Below are 24,876 nucleotides of genomic sequence, written 5' to 3' on the forward strand. Positions count from 1 at the left end.
GAATTGCAGTGGCGCAGATCAAGACCATTACCGTTAAGGGTTTTAAGTCGATTCGATCACTTGAAACTTTCGAGTTGCGTGCGCTGAATGTGCTGATTGGACCGAACGGCGCGGGCAAGAGTAATTTCATCGGCGCTTTACGTTTTCTGTCGGAAGTTGCCGGCGACAACTTCCCGGGCTACGTTCAGAAACAAGGCAAGCCTGGCGCCTTGCTGTACGGCGGGCGCAAGCAAACCCAGACGATGGAGTTTGAGGTTTTCGGGCAACCGAACGGGGATTTTTCTAACGGCTACTTGATCACGTTGGAGGCCACGAACGACAACCGGTTCATCTTTACGAGGGAAGAGACTTGGGTAGACGGCCCGCTAACTCCCAAGGGTGGGCGGGTCTACTCGCTGGGCCGAAATCACGAGGAGGCTTTGGTTCGAAGTGATGCGACTCAAGTGGGCCGCTACGTCCGTTCGATGATGCAAAGTTGGCGTCAGTATCACTTTCATGACACTAGTGATCTGGCTGCCGTGAAGCAAGCGCATAGTGCCAAAGACACCTTGCGACTGAAGACCGACGCAGGAAACTTGGCGGCGTATCTGGGCCGCTTGCGCCGGCAGCATTTGGAGCACTACAAACAGATTGTCGAAACAGTCCGATTGGTCGCGCCATTTTTTGGTGATTTTGTTCAGCGAGACGAGGCAGAAGACACCGTCGAGTTAGAGTGGACGCAAAAGGTGGATCCGGACACACCTTATGGTGCCGCCGCTCTTTCTGACGGAACGCTTCGATTCATTTGTCTGGCCACGTTGTTGCTGCAACCTTGGTGGCTGTTGCCCGACACAGTCTTGATCGACGAACCTGAGTTGGGGTTGCATCCCTATGCCATCGGGGTGTTGGCCGACCTCCTCAAGCAGGTCTCCGAGAAGCGGCAGCTTATTGTTTCCACTCAGTCGGTTGAACTGCTCAATGCGCTCTCACCGGAAGACGTCGTGGTGGTTGATCGCGAGGGAGATGAGTCCAGGTTTCAACGACTCGATAGCACCGAACTGGCTGGATGGCTCGAAAGCTATACGCCGCTTGGCGAGCTTTGGCTTCGCAATGTTCTGGGCGGGAGGCCTTGAGCATGCTTGAGGTGATCGTGTTTGCGGAGGGGCCGAGTGACGAGCAGTTTCTTAAGCGGGTCGTGGCGCCGGCATTGCATGGGCGGCAGATTTTCCTCAAGCCGCAGACCTTGCACACGTCGCGCGACAGCACGGGCGGTGCGATCAATTTCGACCGCCTGTGCCACAACGTGCGCAATACGCTCAGGCAGAGTGCCAAGACTTACCTCACTACCTTTTTCGATCTGTATGCGCTTGATTCCGAGATGCCTGGCATTGCGGCTTCGCGGAACTTGGACAATCCGTTGCTGAAGGCTGCGCGAATCGAGGCGGAACTTCATGCGGCGTTACGACAGAAGCTTGACTTCCGTGCCGACCGATTGTTTGTGTATATCCAGCCATATGAGTTGGAAGGCCTATTTTTCTCCAACACGGAACTGTTGGCGCAGAGCGTACCGGATTGGACCGTTGCGGCCGAGAGCCTGAAAGCTGTCCGTCAGAGTTTCGAGACACCGGAGCACATCAACGATGGCTACGACACCAAACCGTCGGCTCGCCTCGCGACCTTGCTGCAACCTAGGTACAGGAAGACAACGCATGCGCCGCTCATCGGGCAGAAGATGGGTCTTTCCACCATCGTTGCTCAGTGCAAACACTTTGCTTCATGGGTTGACCATCTTGGGCGGCTGACGCCGCTGTGAGCGTGCCATTTGCGTAAGTCGTATCTGAAGCGACGCAACCAATTTCAGGATGACCGTCGTGCCCGGTGAAATCCTCGTGATGGGGGCGGGAACGATCGGCTGCTTCATCGGCGGCAGCCTCGCGGCAGCGGGCGTGCCCGTCACCTTCGTGGGCCGGCCGCGCGTGCTGCAAGGGCTTGCGGAACACGGCCTCACGCTCACCGACCTCGATGGCGTCCATCGTCATCTGCCGGCCGCTTCGCTGGCGGCGAGCGAATCGGTCCCCGGCGACGCACGTCCCGCGCTGGTGCTGCTCTGCGTGAAGAGCGGCGCCACCGCCGAAGCCGCCGCTTCGCTCGCGGCCGTGCTGCCGGAACGCACGCTGGTGCTGTCGCTGCAGAACGGCATCTCCAACGCGACGGTGGCGGCCGGTGCCGCGCAGGCGCTCCGGTTCCTGCCGGCCATGGTTCCCTACAACGTGGCCGAAGTCGGACCCGGCGCCTTTCATCGCGGCACGCCGGGGCGCCTCGCTGCACAGGACCATCCGGCGCTGCGGGCGTGGCTTCCGGTGTTCGAGCGCGCCGGCATGCCACTCGACCTGCATGGCGACCTGCTGCCCGTGCAATGGGGCAAGCTGCTCCTCAACTTGAACAACCCGGTCAACGCACTGTCGGGGCTGCCGCTGCGCGACGAACTGATGCAGCGCGGCTACCGCCGCTGCTTCGCCGCGCTGATCGACGAGGCGCTCGTCGCGCTCGCTGCAGCCGGCATCGCGCCGGCCCAGGTCGCGGCCCTGCCGCCGAAGAAACTGCTTGCGGTGCTGCGGCTCCCTGACTGGCTTTTCAGGATCGTCGCGGCGCGCATGCTGAAGATCGATCCCCGGGCGCGCTCGAGCATGGCGGACGACCTCGCGCTCGGCCGCCGCACCGAGATCGATGCGCTGAGCGGCGAGGTGGTGCGGCTCGCGCGCGCCCACGGTGCCCGCGCGCCGCGCAATGCAGAGATGGTCGCGCTGCTGGAGGCCGCGACAGCGCAACCGCAGCGCTGGTCGGCACAGCAATTGCAGAGTGTGCTGGGTCTCTAGCCGTTCGGCACAACCAACAAGGTCTGCATGAAAGTCTTGATCCTCGGCAGCGGCGTCATCGGCACCTCCGTGGCGTACTACCTCGCACGCGGCGGCCATGAGGTCACGGTGCTCGACCGGCAAGCCGGCCCGGCGCTGGAAACCAGCTTCGGCAATGCCGGCGAAGTCTCTCCCGGTTATTCGGCGCCCTGGGCCGGACCGGGCGTGCCGCTCAAGGCCATCAAATGGATGCTGATGCAGCACAGCCCGCTGGTCATCAAGCCGATCCTCGATCCGGCGATGTGGCGCTGGGGCTTGTCGATGCTGCGCAACTGCACGGAGGCCCGCTACGAGATCAACAAGGCGCGCATGGTGCGGCTGGCCGAATACAGCCGCGACTGCTTGAAGACGTTGCGCGCCGACACCGGCATCCAGTACGACGAACGCGCGCTCGGCACGCTGCAGCTGTTCCGCACCCAGCACCAGTTCGACGGCACGGCCAAGGACATCGAAGTGCTCAAGGCGTCCGGCGTTCCCTACCAGGTGCTCGACCGCGAAGGCTGCGTGCAATACGAGCCCGCGCTCGCCGGCGTCAAGGACAAGTTCGTCGGCGGCCTGCGGCTGCCCGGCGACGAGACCGGCGACTGCTTCAAGTTCACCAACGCGCTCGCCAAGCTGGCCGAAGCGGCCGGCGTCATGTTCAAGTTCGGCGTGACCATCCAGTCGATCGAACGCGACGCCAAAGGCCTCACCGGCGTGCGCACCGACGCGGGCACCTTCACGGCCGATCGCTACGTCGTCGCCCTCGGCAGCTACTCGCCGATGTTGCTCAAGCCGCTCGGCATCGCCTTGCCGATCTACCCGGTCAAGGGCTTCTCCATCACCGTGCCGATCACCGACGCGAGCGGCGCACCCGAATCGACGGTGATGGACGAGACCTTCAAGGTCGCGGTCACGCGCCTGGGCGACCGCATCCGCGTCGGCGGCACCGCGCAGCTGTCGGGCTTCGACCTCGCACTCGACCAAGGCCGCCGCGACACGCTCGAGCACGTGGTCACCGACCTGTTCCCGCGCGGCGGCAACGTGGCCGACGCAAGCTTCTGGACCGGCCTTCGCCCCATGACGCCCGACGGCACGCCGGTGATCGGCGCCACGCCGATTGGCAATCTGATGCTCTCCACCGGCCACGGCACGCTGGGCTGGACGATGGCTGCGGGCACCGGCCGCGTGATGGCCGACCTGATCGATGGCCGCGCGCCGGAGATCGACATGGAAGGGCTGACGGTCGCGCGCTACGCCTGACCGCCTGGTCGACCTTCAGGGCGCGACGCCCGCGCCCTCGATGCGATGCCGCTTCAGCGCGTCGGAGACGAAGCCGCTTCGTTTCATCTCTTCGACGAAATCACCGAGCAGCTTTTGCGCCTCCGCACCCCGGCTGGCAGGCGTGCCCATCGCTTGCTGGATCACCATGAAACGACCGGGCAACAGGCGCACGCCGGGTGCCCTGCGCGCTTCGGCTTCGAGCAATTGCTTGATGCCCGCTGCGACTTCGACGTCACCGGTGCGCAGCGCGCTCATCACCGCCGGCGCACCCTGCACCCGCACGATCTCCGCGGCCCGGGCCTCGCGCGTGAGGAACAGGTCGTAGGCGCTGCCGGCACCGACGGCAATGCGCGTGCCGGTCCGATCGACGTCGGCGTTGTCCTGAAGTGCAGACGCATCCGGCACGAGGTAGCTGCCTTCGATCAACACGTACGGCGCGGTGAAGCGCAGGCCTTCGCTGCGGGCCGGGTCGATGGCGAAGAAGCCGATGTCGGCTTGCTCTGCGCGCACCGCGTCGACCGATGCTGCGGCCTTCTCGAACACCACCAGTTCGAGGCCGATGCCCAGGCGCGCTGCGAAAGCTTCCGCCAGGTCGACCGAAACGCCGACCGGCGCACCGTGCTCGTCGCGCGTCGCGAGGATCGGGTTGCCCAGGTTGATGGCCGCGCGCAGTGTGCCGGTGGGCGCGAAATTCATCAGTTCTTGTAGCTCTCGTCGATGCGGTCGAGCTTGCGAATCAGCGAAGGCCAGACGAAGCTGCCGCCGAGGCCACCGGTCTGCACCTTCATCGACAGGCCCACGCCTTCGACGATCTTCGGGTTGACCTGCGTCAGTTCGCCGCCGCCCGACTGCGCGGCGATCTGGATCTGGCAGGTGTTCTCGAAGGTGTACATCGAGAGGAACGCATCGGCCACCGTCTTGCCGCAAGTGAGGAGGCCGTGGTTGCGCAGCATGAGGAAGTTGGCCTCGCCCATGTCGGCCTGCAGCCGCGACTTCTCGTCGTCGCGAATCGCCACGCCTTCGTAGTCGTGGTACGCGAGCGAGCCCAGCACGAAGGTCGATTGCTGGCTGATCGGCAGCACGCCGTTCTTCTGTGCGCTCACGGCGATGCCGGCGCGCGTGTGCGTGTGCAGCACGCACTGCACGTCGTGCCGCACCGCGTGGATCGCGCTGTGGATCACGAAGCCGGCCGGGTTCACGGGGTAGGGCGAGTCGATCACCTTGTTGCACTGCTGGTCGACCTTGACCAGGCTGGACGCCGTGATCTCATCGAACATCAGGCCGTAGGGATTGATGAGGAAATGGTGCTCCGGCCCGGCGACACGCGCGCTGATGTGCGTGAAGACGAGATCGCTCCAGCCGTACAGCGCCACGAGGCGGTAGCAGGCTGCGAGGTCGACGCGCAGTTGCCATTCTTCGGCGGAGACAAGCTGCTGGATTTCGGATTGGGTGGTGGCGTTCATGGCGGCGTCCTTCAAACGGTTTCGGGAATGGCGGCAGATGCGGGTTGCAGCGCGGCCTTGTAGATGCTCTGCTTCGGCTGGCCCATCACGCGCTTGAGCATGGGCATGAATTCCTCGATGGGCAGCGTTTCGGCCTTCGGGTCGAACGCCGGGTTGTCGTAGAGCTCGCAGAACTCGGCCGTGTGGTCGAAGTTCGGGTGGCTGCGAAAGTTCTCGCGCATGTCGCGGTCCAGGCCGATGTGGTGAAAGAAATAGTGGCCCTGGAAGATGCCGTGGTTCTGCACCATCCAGTGGTTCTGTTCGCCGACGAACGGCTTCAGGATGGCGGCCGCGATGTCCGGATGGTTGAAGGAACCGAGCGTGTCGCCGATGTCGTGCAGCAGCGCGCACACCACGTATTCCTCGTCGCGGCCCGCGCGCAGCGCGCGGGTGGCGGTCTGCAGAGAATGGGTGTAGCGGTCGACCGGAAAGCCGCCGTAGTCGCCCTGCAGGATTTGCAGGTGCTTGACGACGCGCTCGGGCAGTCCGCCTGCGAACTGCATGAATTCGCCGCCGATCACCTGCCAGTCCTCGCGGGTGCTGTCCTGCATGCGGACGAAATTCGCTCGTGCACTCATCGTGTGTCTCCGTTCTTGTGGGGTGCGGCCACTGTAGACCCGGGCTTGACGCGCAACTGTCAGAAATTTGACAATAGACCGCTCTGGTAAACCCCATGCCTCTTCCCCCTAAAGCCCGTCTTTCGCCACCGCATCGTCGCGCGATGGAAGGCAACCCGTGGTTCGCCGCCATTCCGCGCGCGCAGCGCGAAGCGCTGCTCGCATCGGCGGATCTGGTCCACTTGCCGCGGCGCTCGATGGTGTTTCGCCAAGGCGATCCGTTGCAGGTGGCGGGCGGTGGCTTTTACGGGCTGGCGGCTGGCACGATCAAGATTTCGACACTGCGCCAAGACGGGCGCGAGGCGATCCTCGCGGTGCTGGAGCCCGGCAACTGGTTCGGCGAGATCACGCTCATCGACGGCTCGCCACGCACGCACGACGCCACGGCGCTGAGCGCGCTCGATCTGCTGGTCGTGCCGCCCGAAGCCTTCGCGCAGCAGATGCGCGACAACGCCTTCGCCAATGCCATGTCTGCGTTGCTCGCGGCGCGCGTGCGGGGCCTCTACAGCCTGATGGAAGACGCGACGCTGCGGGGCTTGCGTGCCCGCGTGGCGCGCCGCCTGCTCACGCTGGCACGCGGCGACGCCACCCAATCCGCAGAACCGCGCCAGAGAGTCAGGCTCCCGCAAGAGGCGCTGGCCATGATGCTCGGCATCACGCGTCAGACGTTGTCGAAAGAGCTCAACGCCTTGGCGCACGAAGAGGTCGTCGGGTTGGGTTACGGCTACATCGAGCTGCGTTCGCTCGATGCCTTGCAAAGGCTGGGCAGCGCGCCGTGATGGGCTGTTGCGTTATTAGAATGCGCAAAAAATTCGAGGAAATACGTGACATGAAATCGTGGATGGCGGTGCTCTGTCTGGGTGGTTGCATGGGTGCCCCTGCGCATGCGCAGGGCGAGTGGTTCACGGTGATGGGCGACGCGGCCGATGGGTCGGTCGACACCGTGCAGGTCGACCCGGTGGCGGTGTCCGTTGAAGGACGGTCTAAGACCATGAACGTGCGGGTGAATCGCGCCGCGTCGCGACTGAACTGGGACGACGTGCCGTACCGTTCCTTCGAATCGCGTGTGGTCTTCGACTGTCAGGCGCGCCGTGCCGACTATGTGCAGGTGCGCTACTACACGCAGGCGCTGTGGGGCGGTGAGGCTGCGGTCGAGACAGAATATCGCGGCGATCCGCGACCCATGCTGCTCCGCGACATGGTGCCCAACCCGACCAGCCGGCTGCTGCGCGCGGCCTGCCCGACAAAGGCCCGCTGAACTGGCGAATCCGCCTTCGGCCGGCGCGGCGCAAATGGGCCGCGCAGCCGGCGAGAGCCACGGATCGCGGTCACAGCGGCGCAGCGGGCGCCGCGGCGCCAGCGGTGAAATCCGACCCTGTCAGTGCTTGCACGCTGTAGCCCCGGTTCACGTCCAGCCCGGTGATGTGCCAGTCGTGCGCGGGCAGCGCGATCGGATGCACCACGCGTTCGAAAGAACGCATCGGCCACATCACGCCGAAGCGGCGCTGGTGGTCGAAGGTGTCGACTTCGGCGACCGCGCCTTGCGTGTTGCCGAAGCCTTCGAGCGTGAAGCGAATGCGCCGGGTGATGCGGTCGGCGCGGTCCACGCACAGCGCGATGCGGTCCGAGCGCACGCGGCCGAGGCCCGGCGACATCCACACCTCGACGACATCGCAGAGCCGCCCGTCGACGCGTTCGGTGCCGGCCAGTGCGGCGGGCAGGTCGCGGTCGATGAGCCACAGCGGTCCCAAGAGGAAGAGTCCGTAGCCTTCGGCGACCAACGCCGCGGCTTGCTGCGCAGCCGCGTCGGTACTGCGAATGCCGTTGAACCAGACGGCGACTTCGCCGAGGTCGTCGGCGGTGCCGCTGCCGCGGCGCCACGTCACCTGCTTGCGCCCCATCGCGCCTGTGTACGCCTGTGCCGAAGCGCCGATCTTCGGCATCAGGCGCTCCTGGGAGCTGCCACGGAACCCGGTGTCGGTGACCTCGGGCTGGATGCGGCCGATCAGCGGTCGCCACTGGCCGTCATAGGCAATGTTGATGTCGGTGAGTCGACGGTAGGCGGCGAGGCCGTGCGCCTCCGCACTCTCGCGCAGGATGCGCGTGGCGTCGGCCTGGCTGGGCGGTGCGGCCACCAGCGGCAGCGGCGAGCTGCATCCGTTCAGCAAAGGCAGCGCAAGGAGACCTAGCAGCGACCGACGGCTGAGGGAAGGTGATGGCATGGTGAATCTCCTGGTGAGGGCGGTGTAGGGCCACTATTTACGGTTTGCTGTTCTTACTCGTGCTGCGGCAGGCATCCGAGCAGAACTTCACCTCGTCCCAGGTGCGCGCCCAGCGCTTGCGCCAGGTCATGGGTCGGCCGCAGGCGACGCACGGCTTGCTCGGCAGCGATCGCTTGTTGCCCTTGAACGATGGCGAGTTGGCTGATTTCATGGAATCCCGACATTGTTCCCGGATGAAGAGCCCCTTGCTGCCGTCACGCTTCGGTCGCGTGGAGTTGCCCGCAGGGCGCCTGAGTGAATTTTCAGACGAGCGCCCGGTGCTCGGGGTGCGCATCGCTCGCGCGTTATGGATGGGCCGGCATGAAGTGACGGTCGGCCAGTTCAAGGCCTTCATCGACGTTTTCGAAGGTCGCGACCTGCGCTGTCCAACGCCGGAGGGCTCTCCGACATGCGCGTCAATGCGCGCGCCTCGAAAAGGCCCATTCAAACGCTGGAAATAGGCCGTGGCGAACCGGCAGCGGGCATCATCCGGCGACCCGATTTCAGCCTAGGAACACCGTGCAAAGCCTTCAAGCCCTTTTCTCCGACCCGACTGCCTGGGCGGCGCTGGTCGCCCTGGTGATCATGGAGGTCGTGCTCGGCATCGACAACCTGATCTTCATCTCGATCCTGTCCAACAAGCTGCCCGAGCACCAACGCATGCGGGCACGCCGCATCGGTATCGGCCTCGCACTGGTGATGCGGCTCGCGTTGCTGTCGATGATCGCGTGGCTGGTCGGGCTGACGGCGCCTGTCTTCGATCTCGGCCTGAAGGGCGCGCTGGATGCCAACGGCACCCCCAGCTTCGAAACGCAGTTCTCGTGGCGTGACCTGATCCTGATCGCCGGCGGCCTGTTCCTGATCTGGAAAGCCACGAAGGAAATCCACCATCACGTCGACCCGACACCGGCCACCGGAGCGGGTGGTGCCGCCGGTGCCGCGGCCATCGCTTTCTCGTCGGTCCTCGTGCAGATCGTGCTGCTCGACATGGTGTTCTCGGTGGACTCGATCCTGACCGCCGTGGGCATGACCGACAACCTGGCCGTGATGGTCATCGCGGTGATCACCGCCGTCGCCGTCATGCTGATCGCAGCCGAGCCGCTGGCCAATTTCATCAACCACAACCCGACCGTCGTGATGCTGGCGCTCGGGTTCCTGCTGATGATCGGTGCCGTGCTGATCGCGGACGGTTTCGGCGTTCATGTGCCCAAGGGCTACATCTATGCCGCGATGGCCTTCTCCACGCTGGTCGAAGTGCTCAACATGCTGTCGCGGCGCTCGAAGGGTCGAGCGGCCTGACAGCCTGAATGCCCGGTAAACGGCCGGGCATTCAGTGGCTGGCTTACCAGCGGGCCTTGAGGCCCAGCGAGCCTTGCAGGCCGCTCTTGACCCGCGCGTCGCCGCCCATCGCGAAGAGCCGGCCGATTTCGCCGTAGACGCCCCACGTCGGGTTGAGGGCCAGCGTCGCGCCGGCGGCCACTTCGCCCCAGCTGCCACCGGTGCGCGTTGCGATGTCGGTGGTGCCGGCCGGGCCGACGAAGCGCGAGATGTCGGTGCCGCTGGAAGCGCGGTACAGGTTGACGCGGCCGTACGGCTGCAGCGCGCCGAGCGAGGTGCTCATCTCGCCCTTCACACGCACGCCTGCACGCGCGATCCAGCCGTTGTCGGGGTTCTGCTGGACGCGGGCGCCCGAGATGAACACGTCGTCGAGGTCGACGCGCTGGTGCATCAGCTGCAGTTGCGGCTCGATCGTCCAGCCCTGGCCCAGCGCGAACGCCTGGCCGACCTCGATCGACGCCAGCAGGCTGTCGCCCTTGCCGGTGACCTGGGCGTTGCCTTGCGGGCGCAGCGTGTAGCGGTGATCGCCGCCCTGCAGCACGGCGTCGGCATAGAAGCCGTTGCCGTTCATCCAGGTGGCGTACGCGCCGAGATAGCGCGCGCGCAGGTCGTTGCTGCCCACGTTGCCGCGCACGCCATTGGCGAAGCCGCTGGTCTGCACGTCGCCGTCGAGCTGGCCGACGTAGACGCCGGCGTGCCAGTGGGCGTCGGCGTACAGGTCGGTGCCGACCTGGAAGCCGTCGACACGGCCCTTGCTCGCGGGCGACACGGTGCCTTGCTGGCGCACGTCGATGTCGGTGGAAATCACGCGGCCCCACGCATTGCGCGAACCATTGGCGGCCGGGGTGCCGGCGCCGGCCACGGGCTCATCGCCGATGCGCTGGTGCAGGTTGCCGAGCATCGCGAGGTCGGCCTGGCGAAGCTGCTGTGGCAACGCGGCGAACAGCGGAACTTCCGTGCGGTACGTCGGCGTGGTGATCTGCGGGAAGGCGCCGCCAGGGGTCGAGCCGGGCACGCCCGGAATAGCGGGCGTGCCGGGAGTCACAGGCGTGGTGGGCGTGACCGCGCCGGTGTCCGAGCGCAGGAACCAGCTCTGGTCGGCGCCGTGCAGCGTGTACGCGAAAGCGCCGGCGTCGACGTGGCCGTTGGCCAGCGCGAAGGCGGTTGGCGTCGAGGTGGCGCCGTTGCGCGCCGCCACCACTTCGATGCCGTTGCCCGTGGTCTGCGCACCCAGGCCGCCGAGGTTGGTGATCTGGATCGTGGTGTTGCCGCTGGCGCTGCCGCCGTTGAGCAGCAGGCGGTCGGTCGCGCTGCCGTTGCCGCCCAGCGCCGTGCCCAGACGCAGCACGCCGCCGTTACCGACGTAGGCGCCGTTCACGGTCAATGTGGTGCCCGGTGCGCCGCTCAGCAGCGACACGGTGCCCGCGTTGGTCAGCGAGGCGACGGTCTGGTTGAAGCCGCCGAGGTCGAGCGTGGCGCCGGTCGCGACCGTGTGCGCCGATGCGGCGCTCAGCGTGTTGACCGCCCCGGCACGCAGCGTGCCCTGGCCGACATTGGTGGCGCCGGTGTAGGTGTTGGCGGCGGTCAGCACGAGCGCGCCGGCGCCGATCTTGGTGAGCGAGCCGCTGCCGTCGATGGCACCGGCGAGCGTGCCGTTGAAGGCGCCGGTGTCGACCGTGGGCTGGCCGCTTCCGAGCTGAACCGCGTTCGCGATCCGCAGGTTGTCGGCCGACAGCCGCAGCGTGCCGTCGTTCAGCGTGAGCTTGCCGGCGGCGTCGCCCAGGTTGGCGTTGTCGGTCAGCGCGAGCACGCCGCCGTCGACCGTCCAGGGCGTGACGGCCGATTGCCTGCCGGACAGCGTCCACACGCTGGTTCCGCGCTTGTTGAAGCGATCGAAGCCCTGGTAGTCCGCGCCGATGGTCGCGACGTTGAAGCTGTCCGTGGTCGCGTCGCCGCCGAGTGCCAGCGTGTTGCCGGTGTTGCCCGGCGCCACGACGACCTTGCCGTCGAACACAGCGCCCGAGCGCAGTTCGAGCGTGTTGCCACCGCCCTGGAACTGCACGGCATTGGCGCGCGCCGCGTTGCTGTCGAGGCCGCCCGCGATGCGGCCGGCGTTGACCACCGTGGTGCCGCCGTTGGCCGAACCTGTGACGCCCACGCCGCCCGCTGCGGAGGTGCCGACACCCCGTGCGCCGGCGTTGCCGCCGGTCACCGTGCCGCTGTTGACCAGCGTGGCGCCGGTGTCCAGCAGGACGACCCCGCTGCCGCCACGGCCCGCCGCTGAGACGGTTTCAAGGCCGACGACGATGCCGCCAGCGCCGCCAGCGCCGCCAATCACCCGACCGGTCGTGCTGCTGGTCACCGTGGCCGTGCCGCTCACCACGATGCCGTTGCCGCCGTTGCCGCCCACCGTGGCGGCGCCACCGTCACCGCCTTGCGCCAATCCGGCATTGGTAATCTGGCCGCCGTTGCTGCGCACCGCGTCGCCGCCCTGACCGCCTCGGCCGATGTCAGGGAGGGAGGCAAAGGTTCCACCGGCGCCGCCTGCGCCGCCCCTCAACACACCATTGGCGCCGTTCGCGAGCGTGCCGCCCTTGTAAAGAAAGACGCCAGTGCCTCCTTCGCCGCCCGCATAGCCGTCGCCGCCCGCACCGGCCACGATGCGACCGGTGGCGTTGGCGATGCTGCCGCCGTTCACCAGCACCAGCCCGGCACCGCCCCCGCCGCCGCCATCGATCGGCGATCCGCCGCCGGCGCCGCCCGTCACGGTCTGACCGTTGGTGTCGATCACGGCGCCGACCGCTGTCAGGACCAACGCGCCACCGCCGCCGCCGCCGCCGCCCGCGTAGCCGAGCACGGGACGGGATTCGCCACCGGCCGTGCCGTTGACGGCAGCGCCCAGCGTGGTCGATGTCGCCCCGCTTTCGCTGCCTGCACCGCCATCGCCGCCAGCGGTCCCGTTCGCCACGCCAAGCGCGCCACCGCCGCCACCGCCGCCGCCTGCGCTGAGGTCGGAGCTGCCCGGTGCGCCCGCCGGCGCGCCCAGGCCGCTGGTGATGCGGCTGTCACCGCCATTCACGCCGGCTTGTGCTGGCGCGCTTTCCCGCGCGCCAGCACCGCCGCTGCCGCCGATGCCGGAATTGGGGTCATCCTTATAGCCACCGCCACCGCCGCCACCACCGCCGGCGAGTCCGGCGAGGCCGCCTTGCCCTTCAGTGATGGCCGCCTTGCTGCCCGAACCGCCGCCGAAGGTAAGGGTCGTTTGTGCGTTGGCGTGGGCCGACAAGGCCGAAATCGCGACAAGAGATGCAAGCGCTACCGCACGACGCGCGAAAGAGGCCGATGCAGATTGATTGGCGGAAGGAATGGAAGAAGGGAGACGGGTGGAAGACGACACGGCGATTGAGTTTCTGAAGAAGGGGAAGCGACGTTGGAGGATCGCTGTAATGCACCGAAATGGGGCGGAAAATGACAATACTAAAACATTACTACTCATCTTGCCGTGGAGTATGGGTACTTTAGACGTAAGACAACACCACGCCGGGTCGTTTGTGCACCGGGGTCGCCAACCGATCGAACCGCTGGACAGGGTGGTCTGCGTCTTGCGCGAAGCGCCGGGACTGCTGGTACAAGCGTCCCGTATGAATGTTCCGACCGTCGACACCCGCATCGTTCTCGGCCGGATCGTGCCGTTGACCTGTGCGCTCGCGCTGCTGCATTTCGGGCAGGACTTCCTGAAGCCGATCGCCGTCGCTGCGATCCTGAGCCTGGTCATCACGCCGCTGGCGCGCAAGCTCGCTGCGAGTGGCCTGGGCCGAACGGTCTCCACGCTGGTGTCGGTGCTCCTCGTCGGCGCGGTGGTGGTGTGGATCAGCGCGGTGCTGGCCATCCAGCTGGTGGCCGTGGCCGCGGATCTGCCGCAGTACAAGGCGGCCATCGCCACCAAGGTCGAGTCGATCCGGGCGTCAACGCTCAGACCCTTCGAGCAGATCGAGGCCGAACTCAAAGGCGTGCTTCCGCAGGGTCCGAGCACCGCCCGATCGGCCGACCGGCAACTGCCTGCGGCCGAAGCCGTCGAGACGCTCATGGCCGTGCAGATCCACCAGGTGCCGCAATCCGCCGGCGACATGGTTTCCAAGCTCGTCTCTGCGCTGTGGGGCCCGTTGGGCGAGGCCGGCATCGTGTTCGTGTTGCTCGTTTTCATCCTGATGGAGCGGGAGTCGCTGAGCGATCGCGTCATTCGGCTGGTCGGCGAGGCGGAACTCGGCGTCACGGTGCAGACGCTCACCGAAGCTGCAGAAGGCGTGTCGAAGTTCTTTTTGTCGCAGGCGCTCGTGAACACGACCTTCGGCCTGGTCGTCGCGCTCGGCATGTGGGCGCTTGGCGTGCCGCATGCCGCGCTGTGGGGCGTGGTCAGTGCGTTGCTGCGATTCATTCCGTACGTCGGCGTCTTCGGCGCCGCGGCCTTGATCGGGGTTTTCAGCGCCGCGGTCGATCCGGGCTGGTCGCTCGTGATCTGGAGTCTCGGGCTCTTCCTCGCGCTGGAGTTGCTGGTCGCCCACGTCGTCGAGCCGCAGGTGTACGGGCACAGCACCGGACTCGCACCGCTGGCGGTGATCGTGTCGGCCTTGTTCTGGGGCGCGATGTGGGGGCCGGTGGGCTTGCTGCTCTCCACGCCGCTCACGCTGTGCCTCGTCGTGATCGGCCGTCACGTCCGCGCGCTGGAGCCGCTGACCATTCTTCTGAGCGAAGCGCCGGGCCTCACGGCGGGGCAGCGCTTCTATCAGCGGGCGCTCTCCGGCAACTCCGAAGCGATCTTGCGCGATGCGCGCCTCTATTTGCGGCGCGGCAGCTTCGCGAAATACTGCGATCACGTGCTGCTGCCGGGGCTGGCGCTCAGTGCGGCCGATTTCAGTGTCGGCCGGATCGACGGCCCTCAGCGCGAGCGGGTCCAGGCCAACATCGTCCGGTTGGCGGAATCGCTGTCGGCGACGCAGCCCGAGCGCCGTGCGAGCCGGCGCCGGCCACCGGTGTCGCTGGTGGACGCCAACATCGGCGCGCATCTGCGCAAGATGCGCGAAGCGCGCATGGGCAAATGGCAGGGCCGGCTGGACGTGCCTTCACGGTCGATCGTGTTGTGCCTGGGCTTCGGCACCGAACGCGACGAGCTTCTGATGGAGCTCACGGTGCGCGCCCTGCGCGAGAACGGCGTCGATGCGCGCAGCGTGTCGCTCGACGATCCGCAAGACCCGGCCGCGGCTGACAAGTCGATCCTGGTGGGCACTGCATTTCTCGTGTATCCGCAGCAGGAAGCGATCGATCAGTGGTGCGCCATCGCGACCGAGTTGCGCGCCGCGCTTCCCCAGGCGATCCTCGCCACCATCAAGCTTCGCCTGTTCAGGGACGACGTGGGCGACGAAGAGCGTGTGAAGCAGCACGTCGATCTGGTCGTGCGCTCCTATGCAGAGGCCGAAGCCTTCGTCCTGCAGGGCAATGCGCCCGATGGGCAGCCGGGGGCCGCGATCGCAGCAGCGGGTTGAAGGCTGCTGCTGGCGGTCGTCACTTCAAATCACGCGCCTCGGCTTGTTGCGCCCGCATGATCTGGTGACGCCGCCAGTATTCGCTGACGGTGGCGTCGAAGGCGGCCTTGTGCTTGCCGATGCCCTTCAGCGAGATCTTGGTCTTGCGTGCGCCGAGCACGCCTTTGTCGTGGTGCGAGATCACGAGCGAAGCGCCGAAGTTGCCGTCCTTGAAGGAAAGACCGCCGACATCGTCCCACGACACAGCGCCCGACTCACTGGCGTCGGCGTGGATGCCCGCATAGCTGATTTCGATCCGGGCACCCTTGGACAGATCGAAAACGACAGGCGGAAAGTAGCGAAGCACGATTTCGCGCTCCTCGTCATTGGACGGCTCGTAACGATAGGCCAGGCTGTATTCGTGGTTCGCCGCGAAGCGTTGCTCGTACACGTTCCACAAGCGCGCCTCGATGGCAGCGGCGGTCGGCATCTCTTCGACCCAGGTCGCTGCCGGCACCGCCGTCACGACGGCTGCGTAGCGGCTTTCGTCGACGCTGTGGCCGACGTTGCGCATCCGTTCCAGCAATGGCGGATGGCTGTCGTACGGGTGCGGCACGTTGGCCGTTTTCATGGTCTCGAGGAAGTCTGGAGAGCCAGCGTAGGGATGCAGGCCTTCGGCGACGAAACGTGCGATGCCCAGGTCGCCCTCATGCCGGCGGCTTTCGGCGAAGAGCCTGCGCTCAACGTCGTTGCGGTAGCTGGCATAGGCTGAAATCTTGATCAGCGATTGCACGATCGATTCGGGTGCAGTCAGGGTCGCCGCAGCGCGGTCGGCCATGTATTCACGCTCACGGCTGTCACGCGCCAGCGCGAACTCGAAAATCATGCGGTAGAGCCGCAACACGTAATGCGCCACGATCGTCAGACCGCCGCTGCGCATCTGCCACGCGTACTGATCGAATTGGCGCAGCTTGGGCCCCAGCAGCGCGCTGCTGCGGGTGTCGCCACCGCCAAGATGAGCCAACTCGTGCGCGAGCACCGCATCAGCTTCCGCAGTGCTCAACACGCGAAGCAGCGGCACGCTCACGAACAGCGTGCGGCCCCGCACCGCGCTGTCTCCGACCGTGCCGGGTGATTCGGTGACGAAGAAGTTGGTGTCGATGCCTGCAATGATCTGGTCGGGCGGCGCGGTTTGGCCTTTTGCCGCCAACTCGCGCACGCGTTGCCACAGGCGCGGTGCATCCTGTTCCGCCAGCAGTTCGCCTTCGATCTCGTTGTGGGCGGGGAGTTTTTTGAACAGTGTCCAGATGGCATAGAAAACGGCAACGGCCGCAGCGATGCCAGCGACGCCAACCAGCTTGATGTAGTAGCGCTCCCAGAAATAGGCCGTGACCCAGAACGAGAGCCAGACCACCATCACGCTTTGCACCAGCACTTCGACCGCGCTCGATGCCGTCATCAACCGCCACCCGGTCACGAAGCTCGCGTATTGCAGGCCTCGGTTGACGAAAGCGATGGCTCCCAGCGCCAGCGCTGTGGCGAGCAAAATCCCGCCGCCGATGATCGTCCAGAGCGCGAGGCGCTCGACCCAGTGAAACTGCCACTGGAAGCCATAGCGCTCACAAACCTTGTCGTGGAAATCGCGGTCTTCGTCGGCGGTGGCGTCGCAAGCGCCCGACAGCGGATGGCTGCGGTAGAAGCCCAGCGCCTCCTCCCGCTCCGGGCCGGACAGCTTCGGGCTGGCCGCGATCCGTTGCTCGATCGATTGCAGGAAGGCTGCGTCCTGGGTGCGCGCGACGTAGTGCGTGAAGAACAGGGTCGCAGCCGGGATGACGAAGAGAGAGACCAGCGTCAGAACCAACGTGCGAAGGAGTTCTGACTGGACAGTGCGAGGGGAGGTCATCTTGATCCTGACGATGTGTTCTTTGATGCGGGCGGTATGCCCGTGTCAGCGCGCACTGATCGGCAGCGCGTCGAGCGGCGCGACCACGTCCTTGCCGCCCATCGAGTCCGGCTCCTGGCCCATCCGCGACCAACCCCGCGAGCGGTCGAGGCCTTCGGCCGCCACGGCGTCATCTATCGGCGCTCGAACACCACGTCCCACACACCGTGGCCGAGCTTGATGCCGCGGTTCTCGAACTTCGTGAGCGGGCGGTAGTCGGGCTTGGGTGCATAGCCGCTCGCATCGGTCGCGGTGTTGCGCAGCAGCGGCTCGTGTTCCAGCACGTCGAGAATCTGCTCCGCATAGGGCTGCCAGTCGGTCGCGCAGTGCAGGTAGCCGCCGGGCTTCAGGTGTGCGGCGAGCTTGGCGACGAACGGCCCCTGCAACAGGCGCCGCTTGTTGTGGCGCTTCTTGTGCCACGGGTCGGGGAAGAACACGTGCACGCCGTCGAGGGTGTCGGGCTGCAGCATGTGGTCGAGCACTTCGACCGCGTCGTGCGCGCAGATGCGGATGTTGGCGAGCCCCTGTTCGCCGATGCGCTTGAGCAGCGCACCCACGCCGGGTTCGTGCACTTCGCAGCACAGGAAGTTGGTCTCGGGCATCAGCGCGGCGATGTGGGCCGTGGCTTCGCCCATGCCGAAGCCGATCTCGAGCACCGTGCGCGCCTCGCGGCCGAAGGTGGCGGCGAGGTCGATCGGTTCGGCCCTGTAGGGCAGCAGGAACAGCGGGCCGAGTTCGGCGAAGGCGCGGGCCTGGCCGTCGGTGGTGCGGCCGGCGCGCCGCACGAAGCTCTTCAGGCGCCGGTGCAGCGGGTGCGGCTCGTCCGCTGCGGGCGTGCCGTTGTCGGAGGGGGCGTCGCCTGGCGGCGGATCGGTTTCAGGAAGGGACATCACGGCGGCGGATTGTAGAGAGCCGCCCATTCGGGCACCCAGCGCGCGAGCGCATCGGCCGGCGCATCGGTGGGGTCGGCTGCCCGCAAACCGAGCACGCGCGCGGCTTTCGAAAGCTCGGCCCGCGCAGCGGACGGCGTGTCGGTGTCGAACGCCGCAGCGCCGAGTTGCTTGGACAGCTTTTCACCGTCCGCGCCCCGCACGAGCGGTGCGTGCAGGTAGCGCGGCGTCGGCAGTCCGAGCGCGCGCTGCAGCAGGATCTGGCGCGCCGTGTTGTCGGTCAGGTCTTCGCCGCGGACCACGTCGGTGATGTGCTGGGCGGCATCGTCGACCACCACGCGCAGCTGGTAGGCCCACGGACCGTCGGCGCGGCGCAGCACGAAATCGCCGACCTCGCGTGTCACGTCCTGCTGCTGCGGACCGAGGCGCCGGTCGGTCCACGACACGTCGGCGTCGACCTTGTGGGTGGCGAATCGCCAGGCGCGCGCCGGCTTGCCGTGAAGCCCGTCGCGGCAGGTGCCGGGGTACACGCGCTCCTGGTGGCGAGCGTGCACCACGCCTTGCCGCGCGAGCGCGTCGTCGATCTCCGCGCGGGTGCAGCCGCAGGGGTAGGCAAGGCCCGCTGCAACCAGCGCGGCGAGCGCTTCTTCATAGCGCGCGAGACGCTGCGTCTGCCAGACCGGTGTGGCGTCGGGCACCAGGCCGCAGGCGGCCAGTTGCGCGAGGATGCGTTCACCCAACCCCGGCAGGCAGCGCTCGGTGTCGCCGTCTTCGATGCGCACCAGCCAGCGGCCGCCTTGCGCGCGGGCATCGAGCCAGCTCGCGAGCGCGGCCACGAGCGAGCCCGCGTGCAGCGGGCCGGTCGGCGAGGGCGCGAACCGGCCGGTCCGGACGGCGGCCCCGCCGGTGTTCACAACGCCGCGAGGGCGAGCGAGAGGCCCGAAAGAAAAGCGTCTTCGACGCGGTGGCCCATGCACCAGTCGCCGGCGATGCCGAAGCGCGTCTTCGCGTCCCACAGATGCGGCTTGCCGACCGGCACCTGCGTCTGCGCTTCGGCCCAGCATCGCGTGCGCGAAAAGCTCGGCTCGGTGCGAATGCCGGTGATCTCCGAGAAGGCGCGCAGCAGCTTGGCTTCGATGCGTGCGCTGTCGTCGCGCAGGTGCTCCTGCGACCACGGTGCGCTGGCCTGCAGTGTCCAGCGCTCGATGCGGTCGCGGCCCGGCTTGGACGATTCGCGCGTGAGCCAGGCCACGCGGTGGTGCGTGCTGCGCGCCGCGTTCCACTGCGGGCCGAGGTGAGACATGTTGGCCTGGTTGGCCTGCGGGAACGCGATCATCAGCGTCCAGCAGGGCGCGATCTTGACCTTCTCGATCGCCTTCGTGAGCGAGGCCGCATGACTGCCCAGCAACTGGCGCGCACGCGATGGCGGCACCGCGAGCAGCACCGCGTCGAAGCCCGAATACACATGCAGCGAATCGTCTGCGCCCGAGGTGTGCAGCTGCCACTGCTTGTCGTTGAGCGCGTCGCGTTCGATCTTCGCGACATGCGTGTCGGTGACCACGCTGGCACCGAGCGGCGCGGCCCACTGCGCCACCAGTGCATCCATGCCTGGCTGCGCGACCCAGTGCGCCTCGCGCGTCGGCAGCGCGGCTTCGGCCACGCGACCGTGCGGGTCGAGCACGCGAACGGCATTCGCACTCCAGGGGCGGCACAGGCCCGGCGCGGTGGTCTCGATCGCCCGCTGAAAGCGCGGATCGCGCACGGTGAAGTACTGCGCGCCCGAGTCGAAGCGACCGAACTGCGTGGCCTCGCTCGCCATGCGTCCGCCGACCTGTGATTCCCGCTCGAAGACCGTCACCTGGTGGCCGGCTTGCGCCAGCGTGCGCGCAGCGGCGATGCCGGCGATGCCGGCGCCAACGACCGCATAGTGACGCGGTGCGGCGGCAGGGGGTCGGTGACGCTCTGCGGCGGGACGTGGGGTCATGGGGGTCTCCTCTTTTCGAATCGTTGGTTTCAGGCTGGCTGCCACTCTACATCGGGATCAGCGGCCCCGATGGCGCTCGAGCAGGGCCTTGCGGGTGCCTTCGTGTTCGAACTGCGCGAGCCACCATTCCAGCGCACGGCCGGGTTTGCCGGCGCTGCGCACGCGCCACGCGCAGTGCAGGCTCACGGTGTGCATCGGCCGCTCGGTGCGGCATTCGACAAGGTGGCCGGCCTCGATGTACGGCCGCGCCATCGGTTCGGGCAGGTAGCCGCCGCCCAGGCCGTGCAGTTGCGCCGCGAGCTTGGCCTGCATCGTCGCCACGGCGAGCACGTCCTGTCCGCCGACGAGGTTCACCGTCATGCTCGGCCCGGTGCGCGACGAGTCGGCGGCGGCCACCGCGCGGTGCTGCCGCAACACGGCTTCGGTGAGCGGGCCGTTGAAACTGGCGAGCGGATGGTGTGGCGCCACGGCGTAGACGAAGGCAAGCTCGCCGAGCGGCTTGCTGCGAATGCCGGTGGCGGTGAAGGCCAGGCTCGCCGCATCCAGCACGGCGCCGATCGCCAGGTCGGCTTCGCCGGTCGTCAACGCCTCGATGGTCCCGAGCAATGTTTCGTCGCGCAGCTTCAGGCGCGTCGGCGGCGTCAGCGCGAAGAAGGCGCCGGCCAGGTCGAGCAGCGGATCGCGTGCGATCACACTGTCGACCGCGATCGTGAGCTGCGGTTCCCAGCCGGTGGCGATGCGCTTGACGCGGTTGGCCACCGCATCGATCTCGGTCAGCAGCCGCGCCGCCTCGCGCAACAACTCGGCGCCGGCCTCGGTGAGCCGCGCCTGCCGCGCGCTGCGATCGAAGAGCAGCACGTCGAGCGCGTCTTCGATCTGGCGCACGCGGTAACTGAGCGCGCTGGGCACCAGGTTCAGGGCGCGGGCCGCCCCGGCAAAGCTGCCGGTGCTCGCCACCGTTTGCAGCATGGCGAGGGCATCGGGAGTCAGGACGTCACGGGCGCTGGGCATGGCGAATCATCATTCAAATAATTTGAATGGTGCCATCAAATGCCGCGCTCTTCAGGGCGGGTCGCAAGGCCTAAAGTTCTTCTCATCCGCTGCGCATCCGGCGCGGCTTGCAGAGCGACCCGAAGGGGTCAGGAGTTCAACAATGTTGCAAATCCGTAAATCACAGGAACGCGGTTACGCCGATCACGGCTGGCTCAAGTCCTTTCACAGCTTTTCTTTCGCAGGCTATTACGACCCGGCCCACATGGGTTTCGGCAACCTGCGCGTCATCAACGAAGACCGCGTGGCAGCGGGCGCCGGGTTCGGCACGCACGGCCACAAGGACATGGAAATCATCAGCTACGTGCTGTCGGGCGAACTCGCGCACAAGGACAGCATGGGCAACGTGAAGTCCATTCCGCCGGGCGACGTGCAGCGCATGAGCGCAGGGCGCGGCGTGACGCACAGCGAGTTCAACCACAAGGCCGACGAGACCACGCACTTCCTGCAGATATGGATCCAGCCCAAGGCGATCGGCGTGACGCCGGGGTACGAGCAAAAGGAATTCAGCGTCGTCGAAAAGCGCGGCAAGCTGCGCCTGGTGGCATCGCCGGACGGCGCCGAAGGCTCGGTCTCGATGAACGCCGATGCGCGGCTCTTCGCCGGCCTGATCGACGGCGACGAGAAAGCCAGCCTCGCACTCGACCCGTCGCGCAAGAGCTACGTGCACCTGGTGCGCGGCGAGCTCGAAGTGAACGGCCAGAAGCTCGCCACCGGCGACGCGGCGATGCTCGAAGGCGAATCGTCGCTCACGCTCACCGCCGGCAACGACGCCGAAGTGCTGGTGTTCGACCTCGCTGCCTGATGTCTTCCAGACCGCCTCCGAGCGGTCTTTTTTTCGGTCTTTTTTTTCAACTCAGGAGTTACTCCATGGCATCCACCACCACTGCACCCTTGTCGTCCTCGGGCGTCACCACCACCTCGATGCAGGACGTGCTTGCGCTCGTCGGCCGCGTGCTGATCGCGTACCTGTTCATTCCTGCCGGCTTCGGCAAGCTGATGGGTTTTGCCGGTGCGGTCGGCTACATCAACTCGAAGGGCTTGCCGCTGCCTGAAGTCGGCGCCGTGATTGCGATCCTCGTGGAACTGGGCCTGGGCATCGCGCTGCTCGTCGGCTTCAAGACGCGCATCGCTGCTGTGGTGCTCGCCGTCTTCACCGTGGCGACCGCCGTGATCTTCCACAACTTCTGGGCGGTGCCCGAAGCCATGAAAATGATGCAGCAGATCAACTTCAACAAGAACATCGCCATTGCCGGCGGCCTGCTCGCGTTCGTCGCCTTCGGCGCCGGTCGCCTCAGCGTCGACAAGCGTTAAAAGGAGCATCCCATGACCGACATCGTTGTTGTCTTCCATTCCGGCTACGGCCATACGCAGCGCGTGGCGCAAGCCGTGGCCGATGGCGCCGACGCCCAATTGCTCGCGATCGACGCCGATGGCAACCTGCCCGAAGGCGGCTGGGAACTGCTCGCCGCGGCCGACGCCATCGTGTTCGGCACGCCGACCTACATGGGCGGCGCGAGTTGGCAGTTCAAGAAATTCGCCGACGCGTCGTCGAAGGTCTGGTTCACGCAAGGCTGGAAAGACAAGCTCTTCGCGGGCTTCACCAACAGCGCCAGCATGAGCGGCGACAAGGGCACCACGATGATCGGCCTGTGGACGCTGGCGATGCAGCACGGCGGCCAGTGGACGAGCATGGGCATGATGCCCAGCAACACCAAGGCCGCGGCGCGCGACGACCGCAACTACGTCGGCGGCTACGGCGGCCTGCTGACCCAATCGCCGTCCGATGCGAGCCCCGCCGAGATGTCGCAGGGCGACCTCGACACCGCGCGTGCCTTCGGCGAGCGCATCGCCGAAGTGGCAAGATCGCGCGGCTGAAAGACCCCGACCCCCGAAGGAATCGCTCGATGACCGCACTGCAACTGCTCAGCCCCGCCGACAAGGACCTGGGGGGTGGCTTCACGGTGCGGCGTCTGCTGCCATCGGCCAAGCGGCGCTCGGTCGGGCCCTTCGTGTTCTTCGACCATTTCGGGCCGGCCACCGAAGTGCCCGACAGCGCGCACGACGTGCGGCCCCACCCGCACATCGGCCTCGCCACGGTCACCTATCTTTTCGAGGGCGCGATGATGCATCGCGACAGCCTCGGCAACAACCAGGAAATCCGCCCCGGCGCGATCAACTGGATGACCTCGGGCCGCGGCATCGTGCACTCCGAACGCAAGCCCGAGCAGCTCAAAAACGAGACCTACACCAACCACGGCCTGCAGCTGTGGGCCGCGTTGCCTGTGGCCTTCGAGGAAGTCGAGCCCAGCTTCGCGCACACGGCGGCCGCCGACATTCCGGCGCTGGAAGTGCAGGGCGCGAAGGTTCGCGTGCTCATCGGCGAAGCCTTCGGCGTCACGTCGCCGGTCAAGACTTTCGCGCCCACGGTCTATCTCGATGTGCAGTTGCCCGCGGGCGGCCCATTCGAACTGCCCGCACTGGCACCCGAGCTCGCGGTGTACGTGGTCGACGGCGCGGTGTCGGTGGACGGCACCGACGTACCCGCCCACACGATGGCGTTCCTGCCGGACGGTGGCGGCGCGATGCTGAAGGCGGCCGCTGCCACGCAGATCGTGGTGATCGGCGGCGAGCCGCTCGACGGCCCGCGCTACATCACCTGGAATTTCGTGTCGAGCCGGAAGGAACGCATCCTCGAGGCCGGCGCCGACTGGGCGGCTCAGCGCATGGGCCATGTGCCCGGCGAGACCGAGTTCATCCCGCTGCCCGGGCACCCGTTCGGCGTGCAGGAACCCAACGTCACGACCACGCCCGTTTGAACGTGTCTTCTCCGGAGGACGGTCGTTTTCCGCACGCCGTCTCGCGCCTGCGCACCGAGCGCATGGAACGCAGCGGCAAACCCTTTCTGGCCCGCGGCGGCTTCAAGCGCGAGCGCTGCGCCGGCTGCCGCGTGGTGCCCAGCCACTGCCTGTGCGCCTTGCGACCGTGCGTCCCGACAAACGCGGCCGTGTGCCTGCTCATGGCCGACATCGAGACGCTCAAGCCGACCAACACCGGGTGGCTGATCGCCGACGTGGTGCCCGACACCTTTGCCTTCGGCTGGATGCGCACCGAGGTCGACCCGGCGCTGCTCGCGGTGCTCGGCGATCCGCAGTGGCAACCGTACCTGGTGTTCCCGGGGCAGTACGCGGCGCCCGAGCGGGTGGTGCACACCGTGCGACTGCCGGACGCCGCTTGCGATGCAGCCCCGAAGCGCCCGCTGTTCGTCCTGCTCGATGGCACCTGGGCCGAGGCACGCAAGATGTTCAGCAAGAGCCCGTACCTGGCATCGCTGCCGGTGCTGAGCCTGCGGCCCGACCGGCCGCCGCAATACAAGTTGCGTAACTCGGGCCGCGAAGACCATTTCTGCACCAGCGAAGTGGCCGCGATGTGCATGCACCTGGCGGGCGATCAGCGCGCCGCGCAAACACTCGATGCCTACCTCGATGTGTTCACGTATCACTACCTGCAGGCCAAGAACCAGAAGCCCATCGACCGGGACAGCGCAGCGCATCGGCGGCTGCGCGAAGCGTGCGCTTAGGCAGTTAGTGATAACACGTATTTAGGGCCTCGATCT

The 24,876-nt window shown here is 66.8% G+C and carries 24 protein-coding genes; 13 read left to right on the forward strand and 11 right to left on the reverse strand.

The window, feature by feature from the left end; genetic code table 11:
* The first annotated feature begins 8 nt into the window (after window positions 1–8).
* From AX767_RS17810 to AX767_RS17825, 4 genes are read left to right on the forward strand one after another with little or no spacing between them, the layout of a single operon-like run.
* Complete coding sequence (locus tag AX767_RS17810; protein ID WP_068632539.1) at window positions 9–1,112, forward strand: AAA family ATPase; 1,104 nt, start codon at window positions 9–11, stop codon at window positions 1,110–1,112.
* Window positions 1,113–1,114: 2 nt separating this feature from the next.
* Window positions 1,115–1,792, forward strand: coding sequence for a DUF4276 family protein (locus AX767_RS17815; RefSeq protein WP_068632540.1), 678 nt, complete (start codon window positions 1,115–1,117; stop codon window positions 1,790–1,792).
* A gap of 49 nt (window positions 1,793–1,841) precedes the next feature.
* Complete coding sequence (locus AX767_RS17820) at window positions 1,842–2,855, forward strand: 2-dehydropantoate 2-reductase (protein WP_068632541.1); 1,014 nt, start codon at window positions 1,842–1,844, stop codon at window positions 2,853–2,855.
* A gap of 27 nt (window positions 2,856–2,882) precedes the next feature.
* Window positions 2,883–4,136, forward strand: coding sequence for a D-amino acid dehydrogenase (locus AX767_RS17825; protein ID WP_068632542.1), 1,254 nt, complete (start codon window positions 2,883–2,885; stop codon window positions 4,134–4,136).
* Window positions 4,137–4,151: 15 nt separating this feature from the next.
* Here the strand turns inward: AX767_RS17825 and AX767_RS17830 are convergent, their stop codons facing one another.
* The 3 genes from AX767_RS17830 to AX767_RS17840 are packed head-to-tail and all read right to left on the reverse strand — an operon-like array spanning window position 4,152 to window position 6,237.
* Window positions 4,152–4,853 carry an ABC transporter substrate-binding protein gene (locus AX767_RS17830; RefSeq protein ID WP_068632543.1) on the reverse strand — a complete coding sequence of 234 codons (702 nt, stop codon included), beginning with the start codon at window positions 4,851–4,853 and terminating at the stop codon, window positions 4,152–4,154.
* The gene (locus AX767_RS17835) at window positions 4,853–5,620 is read right to left on the reverse strand and encodes a class II aldolase/adducin family protein (protein ID WP_068633850.1); all 768 of its coding nucleotides are present in this window, start codon (window positions 5,618–5,620) and stop codon (window positions 4,853–4,855) included. The genes AX767_RS17830 and AX767_RS17835 overlap by 1 nt, the downstream gene beginning before the upstream one ends.
* An 11-nt stretch (window positions 5,621–5,631) precedes the next feature.
* Window positions 5,632–6,237, reverse strand: a complete 606-nt coding sequence (locus tag AX767_RS17840) for an HD domain-containing protein (protein WP_068632544.1) — start codon at window positions 6,235–6,237, stop codon at window positions 5,632–5,634.
* A 95-nt stretch (window positions 6,238–6,332) separates the two neighbouring features.
* On the opposite strand from AX767_RS17840, the gene AX767_RS17845 reads away from it, so the two are divergent.
* Together AX767_RS17845 and AX767_RS17850 are read left to right on the forward strand one after the other, a co-directional pair.
* Complete coding sequence (locus AX767_RS17845; protein WP_068632545.1) at window positions 6,333–7,055, forward strand: Crp/Fnr family transcriptional regulator; 723 nt, start codon at window positions 6,333–6,335, stop codon at window positions 7,053–7,055.
* Window positions 7,056–7,105: 50 nt separating this feature from the next.
* The gene (locus tag AX767_RS17850; RefSeq protein WP_068632546.1) at window positions 7,106–7,534 is read left to right on the forward strand and encodes a surface-adhesin E family protein; all 429 of its coding nucleotides are present in this window, start codon (window positions 7,106–7,108) and stop codon (window positions 7,532–7,534) included.
* 70 nt (window positions 7,535–7,604) lie between these two features.
* Here AX767_RS17850 and AX767_RS17855 read toward each other — a convergent pair whose 3' ends face one another.
* Window positions 7,605–8,498, reverse strand: coding sequence for a hypothetical protein (locus tag AX767_RS17855; RefSeq protein WP_156481076.1), 894 nt, complete (start codon window positions 8,496–8,498; stop codon window positions 7,605–7,607).
* A 37-nt stretch (window positions 8,499–8,535) separates the two neighbouring features.
* A complete protein-coding gene (locus AX767_RS22290; RefSeq protein ID WP_443082753.1) occupies window positions 8,536–8,892 on the reverse strand; it encodes a DUF2256 domain-containing protein in 357 nt (118 codons plus the stop codon).
* 164 nt (window positions 8,893–9,056) lie between these two features.
* Between AX767_RS22290 and AX767_RS17865 the strand changes: the two genes are divergently transcribed.
* On the forward strand, window positions 9,057–9,836 hold the full coding sequence (locus AX767_RS17865) for a TerC family protein (protein WP_068632549.1): 780 nt from the start codon (window positions 9,057–9,059) through the stop codon (window positions 9,834–9,836).
* Window positions 9,837–9,879: 43 nt separating this feature from the next.
* Here the strand turns inward: AX767_RS17865 and AX767_RS21990 are convergent, their stop codons facing one another.
* Window positions 9,880–13,161 carry an autotransporter family protein gene (locus AX767_RS21990; RefSeq protein WP_068632550.1) on the reverse strand — a complete coding sequence of 1,094 codons (3,282 nt, stop codon included), beginning with the start codon at window positions 13,159–13,161 and terminating at the stop codon, window positions 9,880–9,882.
* 355 nt (window positions 13,162–13,516) lie between these two features.
* On the opposite strand from AX767_RS21990, the gene AX767_RS17875 reads away from it, so the two are divergent.
* On the forward strand, window positions 13,517–15,415 hold the full coding sequence (locus tag AX767_RS17875; protein WP_068632551.1) for an AI-2E family transporter: 1,899 nt from the start codon (window positions 13,517–13,519) through the stop codon (window positions 15,413–15,415).
* A 19-nt stretch (window positions 15,416–15,434) separates the two neighbouring features.
* Here AX767_RS17875 and AX767_RS17880 read toward each other — a convergent pair whose 3' ends face one another.
* The 5 genes from AX767_RS17880 to AX767_RS17900 form a co-directional block, all read right to left on the reverse strand.
* The gene (locus AX767_RS17880) at window positions 15,435–17,297 is read right to left on the reverse strand and encodes a M48 family metallopeptidase (protein ID WP_068632552.1); all 1,863 of its coding nucleotides are present in this window, start codon (window positions 17,295–17,297) and stop codon (window positions 15,435–15,437) included.
* Between the two features lie 173 nt (window positions 17,298–17,470).
* Window positions 17,471–18,226 (reverse strand): tRNA (guanosine(46)-N7)-methyltransferase TrmB, encoded by a 756-nt coding sequence (trmB, locus tag AX767_RS17885; RefSeq protein ID WP_068632553.1) that lies wholly within the window; start codon window positions 18,224–18,226, stop codon window positions 17,471–17,473.
* Window positions 18,226–19,140 carry a tRNA glutamyl-Q(34) synthetase GluQRS gene (gene gluQRS, locus AX767_RS17890; RefSeq protein WP_068632554.1) on the reverse strand — a complete coding sequence of 305 codons (915 nt, stop codon included), beginning with the start codon at window positions 19,138–19,140 and terminating at the stop codon, window positions 18,226–18,228. The genes trmB and gluQRS overlap by 1 nt, the downstream gene beginning before the upstream one ends.
* The gene (locus AX767_RS17895; protein ID WP_068632555.1) at window positions 19,137–20,210 is read right to left on the reverse strand and encodes an NAD(P)/FAD-dependent oxidoreductase; all 1,074 of its coding nucleotides are present in this window, start codon (window positions 20,208–20,210) and stop codon (window positions 19,137–19,139) included. Before AX767_RS17895 ends, gluQRS begins: the two co-directional genes overlap by 4 nt.
* A 57-nt stretch (window positions 20,211–20,267) precedes the next feature.
* On the reverse strand, window positions 20,268–21,221 hold the full coding sequence (locus tag AX767_RS17900) for a LysR family transcriptional regulator (RefSeq protein ID WP_068632556.1): 954 nt from the start codon (window positions 21,219–21,221) through the stop codon (window positions 20,268–20,270).
* A 142-nt stretch (window positions 21,222–21,363) separates the two neighbouring features.
* Between AX767_RS17900 and AX767_RS17905 the strand changes: the two genes are divergently transcribed.
* The 5 genes from AX767_RS17905 to AX767_RS17925 all read left to right on the forward strand — a co-directional run bounded on the left by AX767_RS17905 (window position 21,364) and on the right by AX767_RS17925 (window position 24,840).
* A complete protein-coding gene (locus AX767_RS17905) occupies window positions 21,364–22,065 on the forward strand; it encodes a pirin family protein (protein ID WP_068632557.1) in 702 nt (233 codons plus the stop codon).
* A gap of 65 nt (window positions 22,066–22,130) precedes the next feature.
* The gene (locus AX767_RS17910; RefSeq protein WP_068632558.1) at window positions 22,131–22,574 is read left to right on the forward strand and encodes a DoxX family protein; all 444 of its coding nucleotides are present in this window, start codon (window positions 22,131–22,133) and stop codon (window positions 22,572–22,574) included.
* 12 nt (window positions 22,575–22,586) lie between these two features.
* Window positions 22,587–23,138: a flavodoxin family protein gene (locus AX767_RS17915; RefSeq protein WP_068632559.1), complete on the forward strand. Its 552-nt coding sequence runs from the start codon at window positions 22,587–22,589 to the stop codon at window positions 23,136–23,138.
* A gap of 29 nt (window positions 23,139–23,167) precedes the next feature.
* Window positions 23,168–24,079 (forward strand): pirin family protein, encoded by a 912-nt coding sequence (locus AX767_RS17920; protein WP_068632560.1) that lies wholly within the window; start codon window positions 23,168–23,170, stop codon window positions 24,077–24,079.
* A 62-nt stretch (window positions 24,080–24,141) separates the two neighbouring features.
* Entirely contained in the window at window positions 24,142–24,840 is a 699-nt protein-coding gene (locus tag AX767_RS17925) for a tRNA-uridine aminocarboxypropyltransferase (protein WP_068632561.1), read from the forward strand.
* Window positions 24,841–24,876 lie beyond the last annotated feature (36 nt).

The sequence above is a fragment of the Variovorax sp. PAMC 28711 genome (assembly GCF_001577265.1).
In the GTDB taxonomy this organism is placed as follows: domain Bacteria; phylum Pseudomonadota; class Gammaproteobacteria; order Burkholderiales; family Burkholderiaceae_C; genus Variovorax.

Coding starts and splice junctions, on each gene's coding strand:
- AX767_RS17815 (WP_068632540.1), top strand. CDS start 1,115: ATGCTTGAGGTGATCGTGTTTGCGGAGGGGCCGAGTGACGAGCAGTTT.
- AX767_RS17820 (WP_068632541.1), top strand. CDS start 1,842: ATGACCGTCGTGCCCGGTGAAATCCTCGTGATGGGGGCGGGAACGATC.
- AX767_RS17825 (WP_068632542.1), top strand. CDS start 2,883: ATGAAAGTCTTGATCCTCGGCAGCGGCGTCATCGGCACCTCCGTGGCG.
- AX767_RS17830 (WP_068632543.1), bottom strand. CDS start 4,853: ATGAATTTCGCGCCCACCGGCACACTGCGCGCGGCCATCAACCTGGGC.
- AX767_RS17835 (WP_068633850.1), bottom strand. CDS start 5,620: ATGAACGCCACCACCCAATCCGAAATCCAGCAGCTTGTCTCCGCCGAA.
- AX767_RS17840 (WP_068632544.1), bottom strand. CDS start 6,237: ATGAGTGCACGAGCGAATTTCGTCCGCATGCAGGACAGCACCCGCGAG.
- AX767_RS17845 (WP_068632545.1), top strand. CDS start 6,333: ATGCCTCTTCCCCCTAAAGCCCGTCTTTCGCCACCGCATCGTCGCGCG.
- AX767_RS17850 (WP_068632546.1), top strand. CDS start 7,106: ATGAAATCGTGGATGGCGGTGCTCTGTCTGGGTGGTTGCATGGGTGCC.
- AX767_RS17855 (WP_156481076.1), bottom strand. CDS start 8,498: ATGCCATCACCTTCCCTCAGCCGTCGGTCGCTGCTAGGTCTCCTTGCG.
- AX767_RS22290 (WP_443082753.1), bottom strand. CDS start 8,892: ATGAAGGCCTTGAACTGGCCGACCGTCACTTCATGCCGGCCCATCCAT.
- AX767_RS17875 (WP_068632551.1), top strand. CDS start 13,517: ATGAATGTTCCGACCGTCGACACCCGCATCGTTCTCGGCCGGATCGTG.
- AX767_RS17880 (WP_068632552.1), bottom strand. CDS start 17,297: ATGACCTCCCCTCGCACTGTCCAGTCAGAACTCCTTCGCACGTTGGTT.
- trmB (WP_068632553.1), bottom strand. CDS start 18,226: ATGTCCCTTCCTGAAACCGATCCGCCGCCAGGCGACGCCCCCTCCGAC.
- AX767_RS17895 (WP_068632555.1), bottom strand. CDS start 20,210: ATGACCCCACGTCCCGCCGCAGAGCGTCACCGACCCCCTGCCGCCGCA.
- AX767_RS17900 (WP_068632556.1), bottom strand. CDS start 21,221: ATGCCCAGCGCCCGTGACGTCCTGACTCCCGATGCCCTCGCCATGCTG.
- AX767_RS17905 (WP_068632557.1), top strand. CDS start 21,364: ATGTTGCAAATCCGTAAATCACAGGAACGCGGTTACGCCGATCACGGC.
- AX767_RS17910 (WP_068632558.1), top strand. CDS start 22,131: ATGGCATCCACCACCACTGCACCCTTGTCGTCCTCGGGCGTCACCACC.
- AX767_RS17915 (WP_068632559.1), top strand. CDS start 22,587: ATGACCGACATCGTTGTTGTCTTCCATTCCGGCTACGGCCATACGCAG.
- AX767_RS17920 (WP_068632560.1), top strand. CDS start 23,168: ATGACCGCACTGCAACTGCTCAGCCCCGCCGACAAGGACCTGGGGGGT.
- AX767_RS17925 (WP_068632561.1), top strand. CDS start 24,142: ATGGAACGCAGCGGCAAACCCTTTCTGGCCCGCGGCGGCTTCAAGCGC.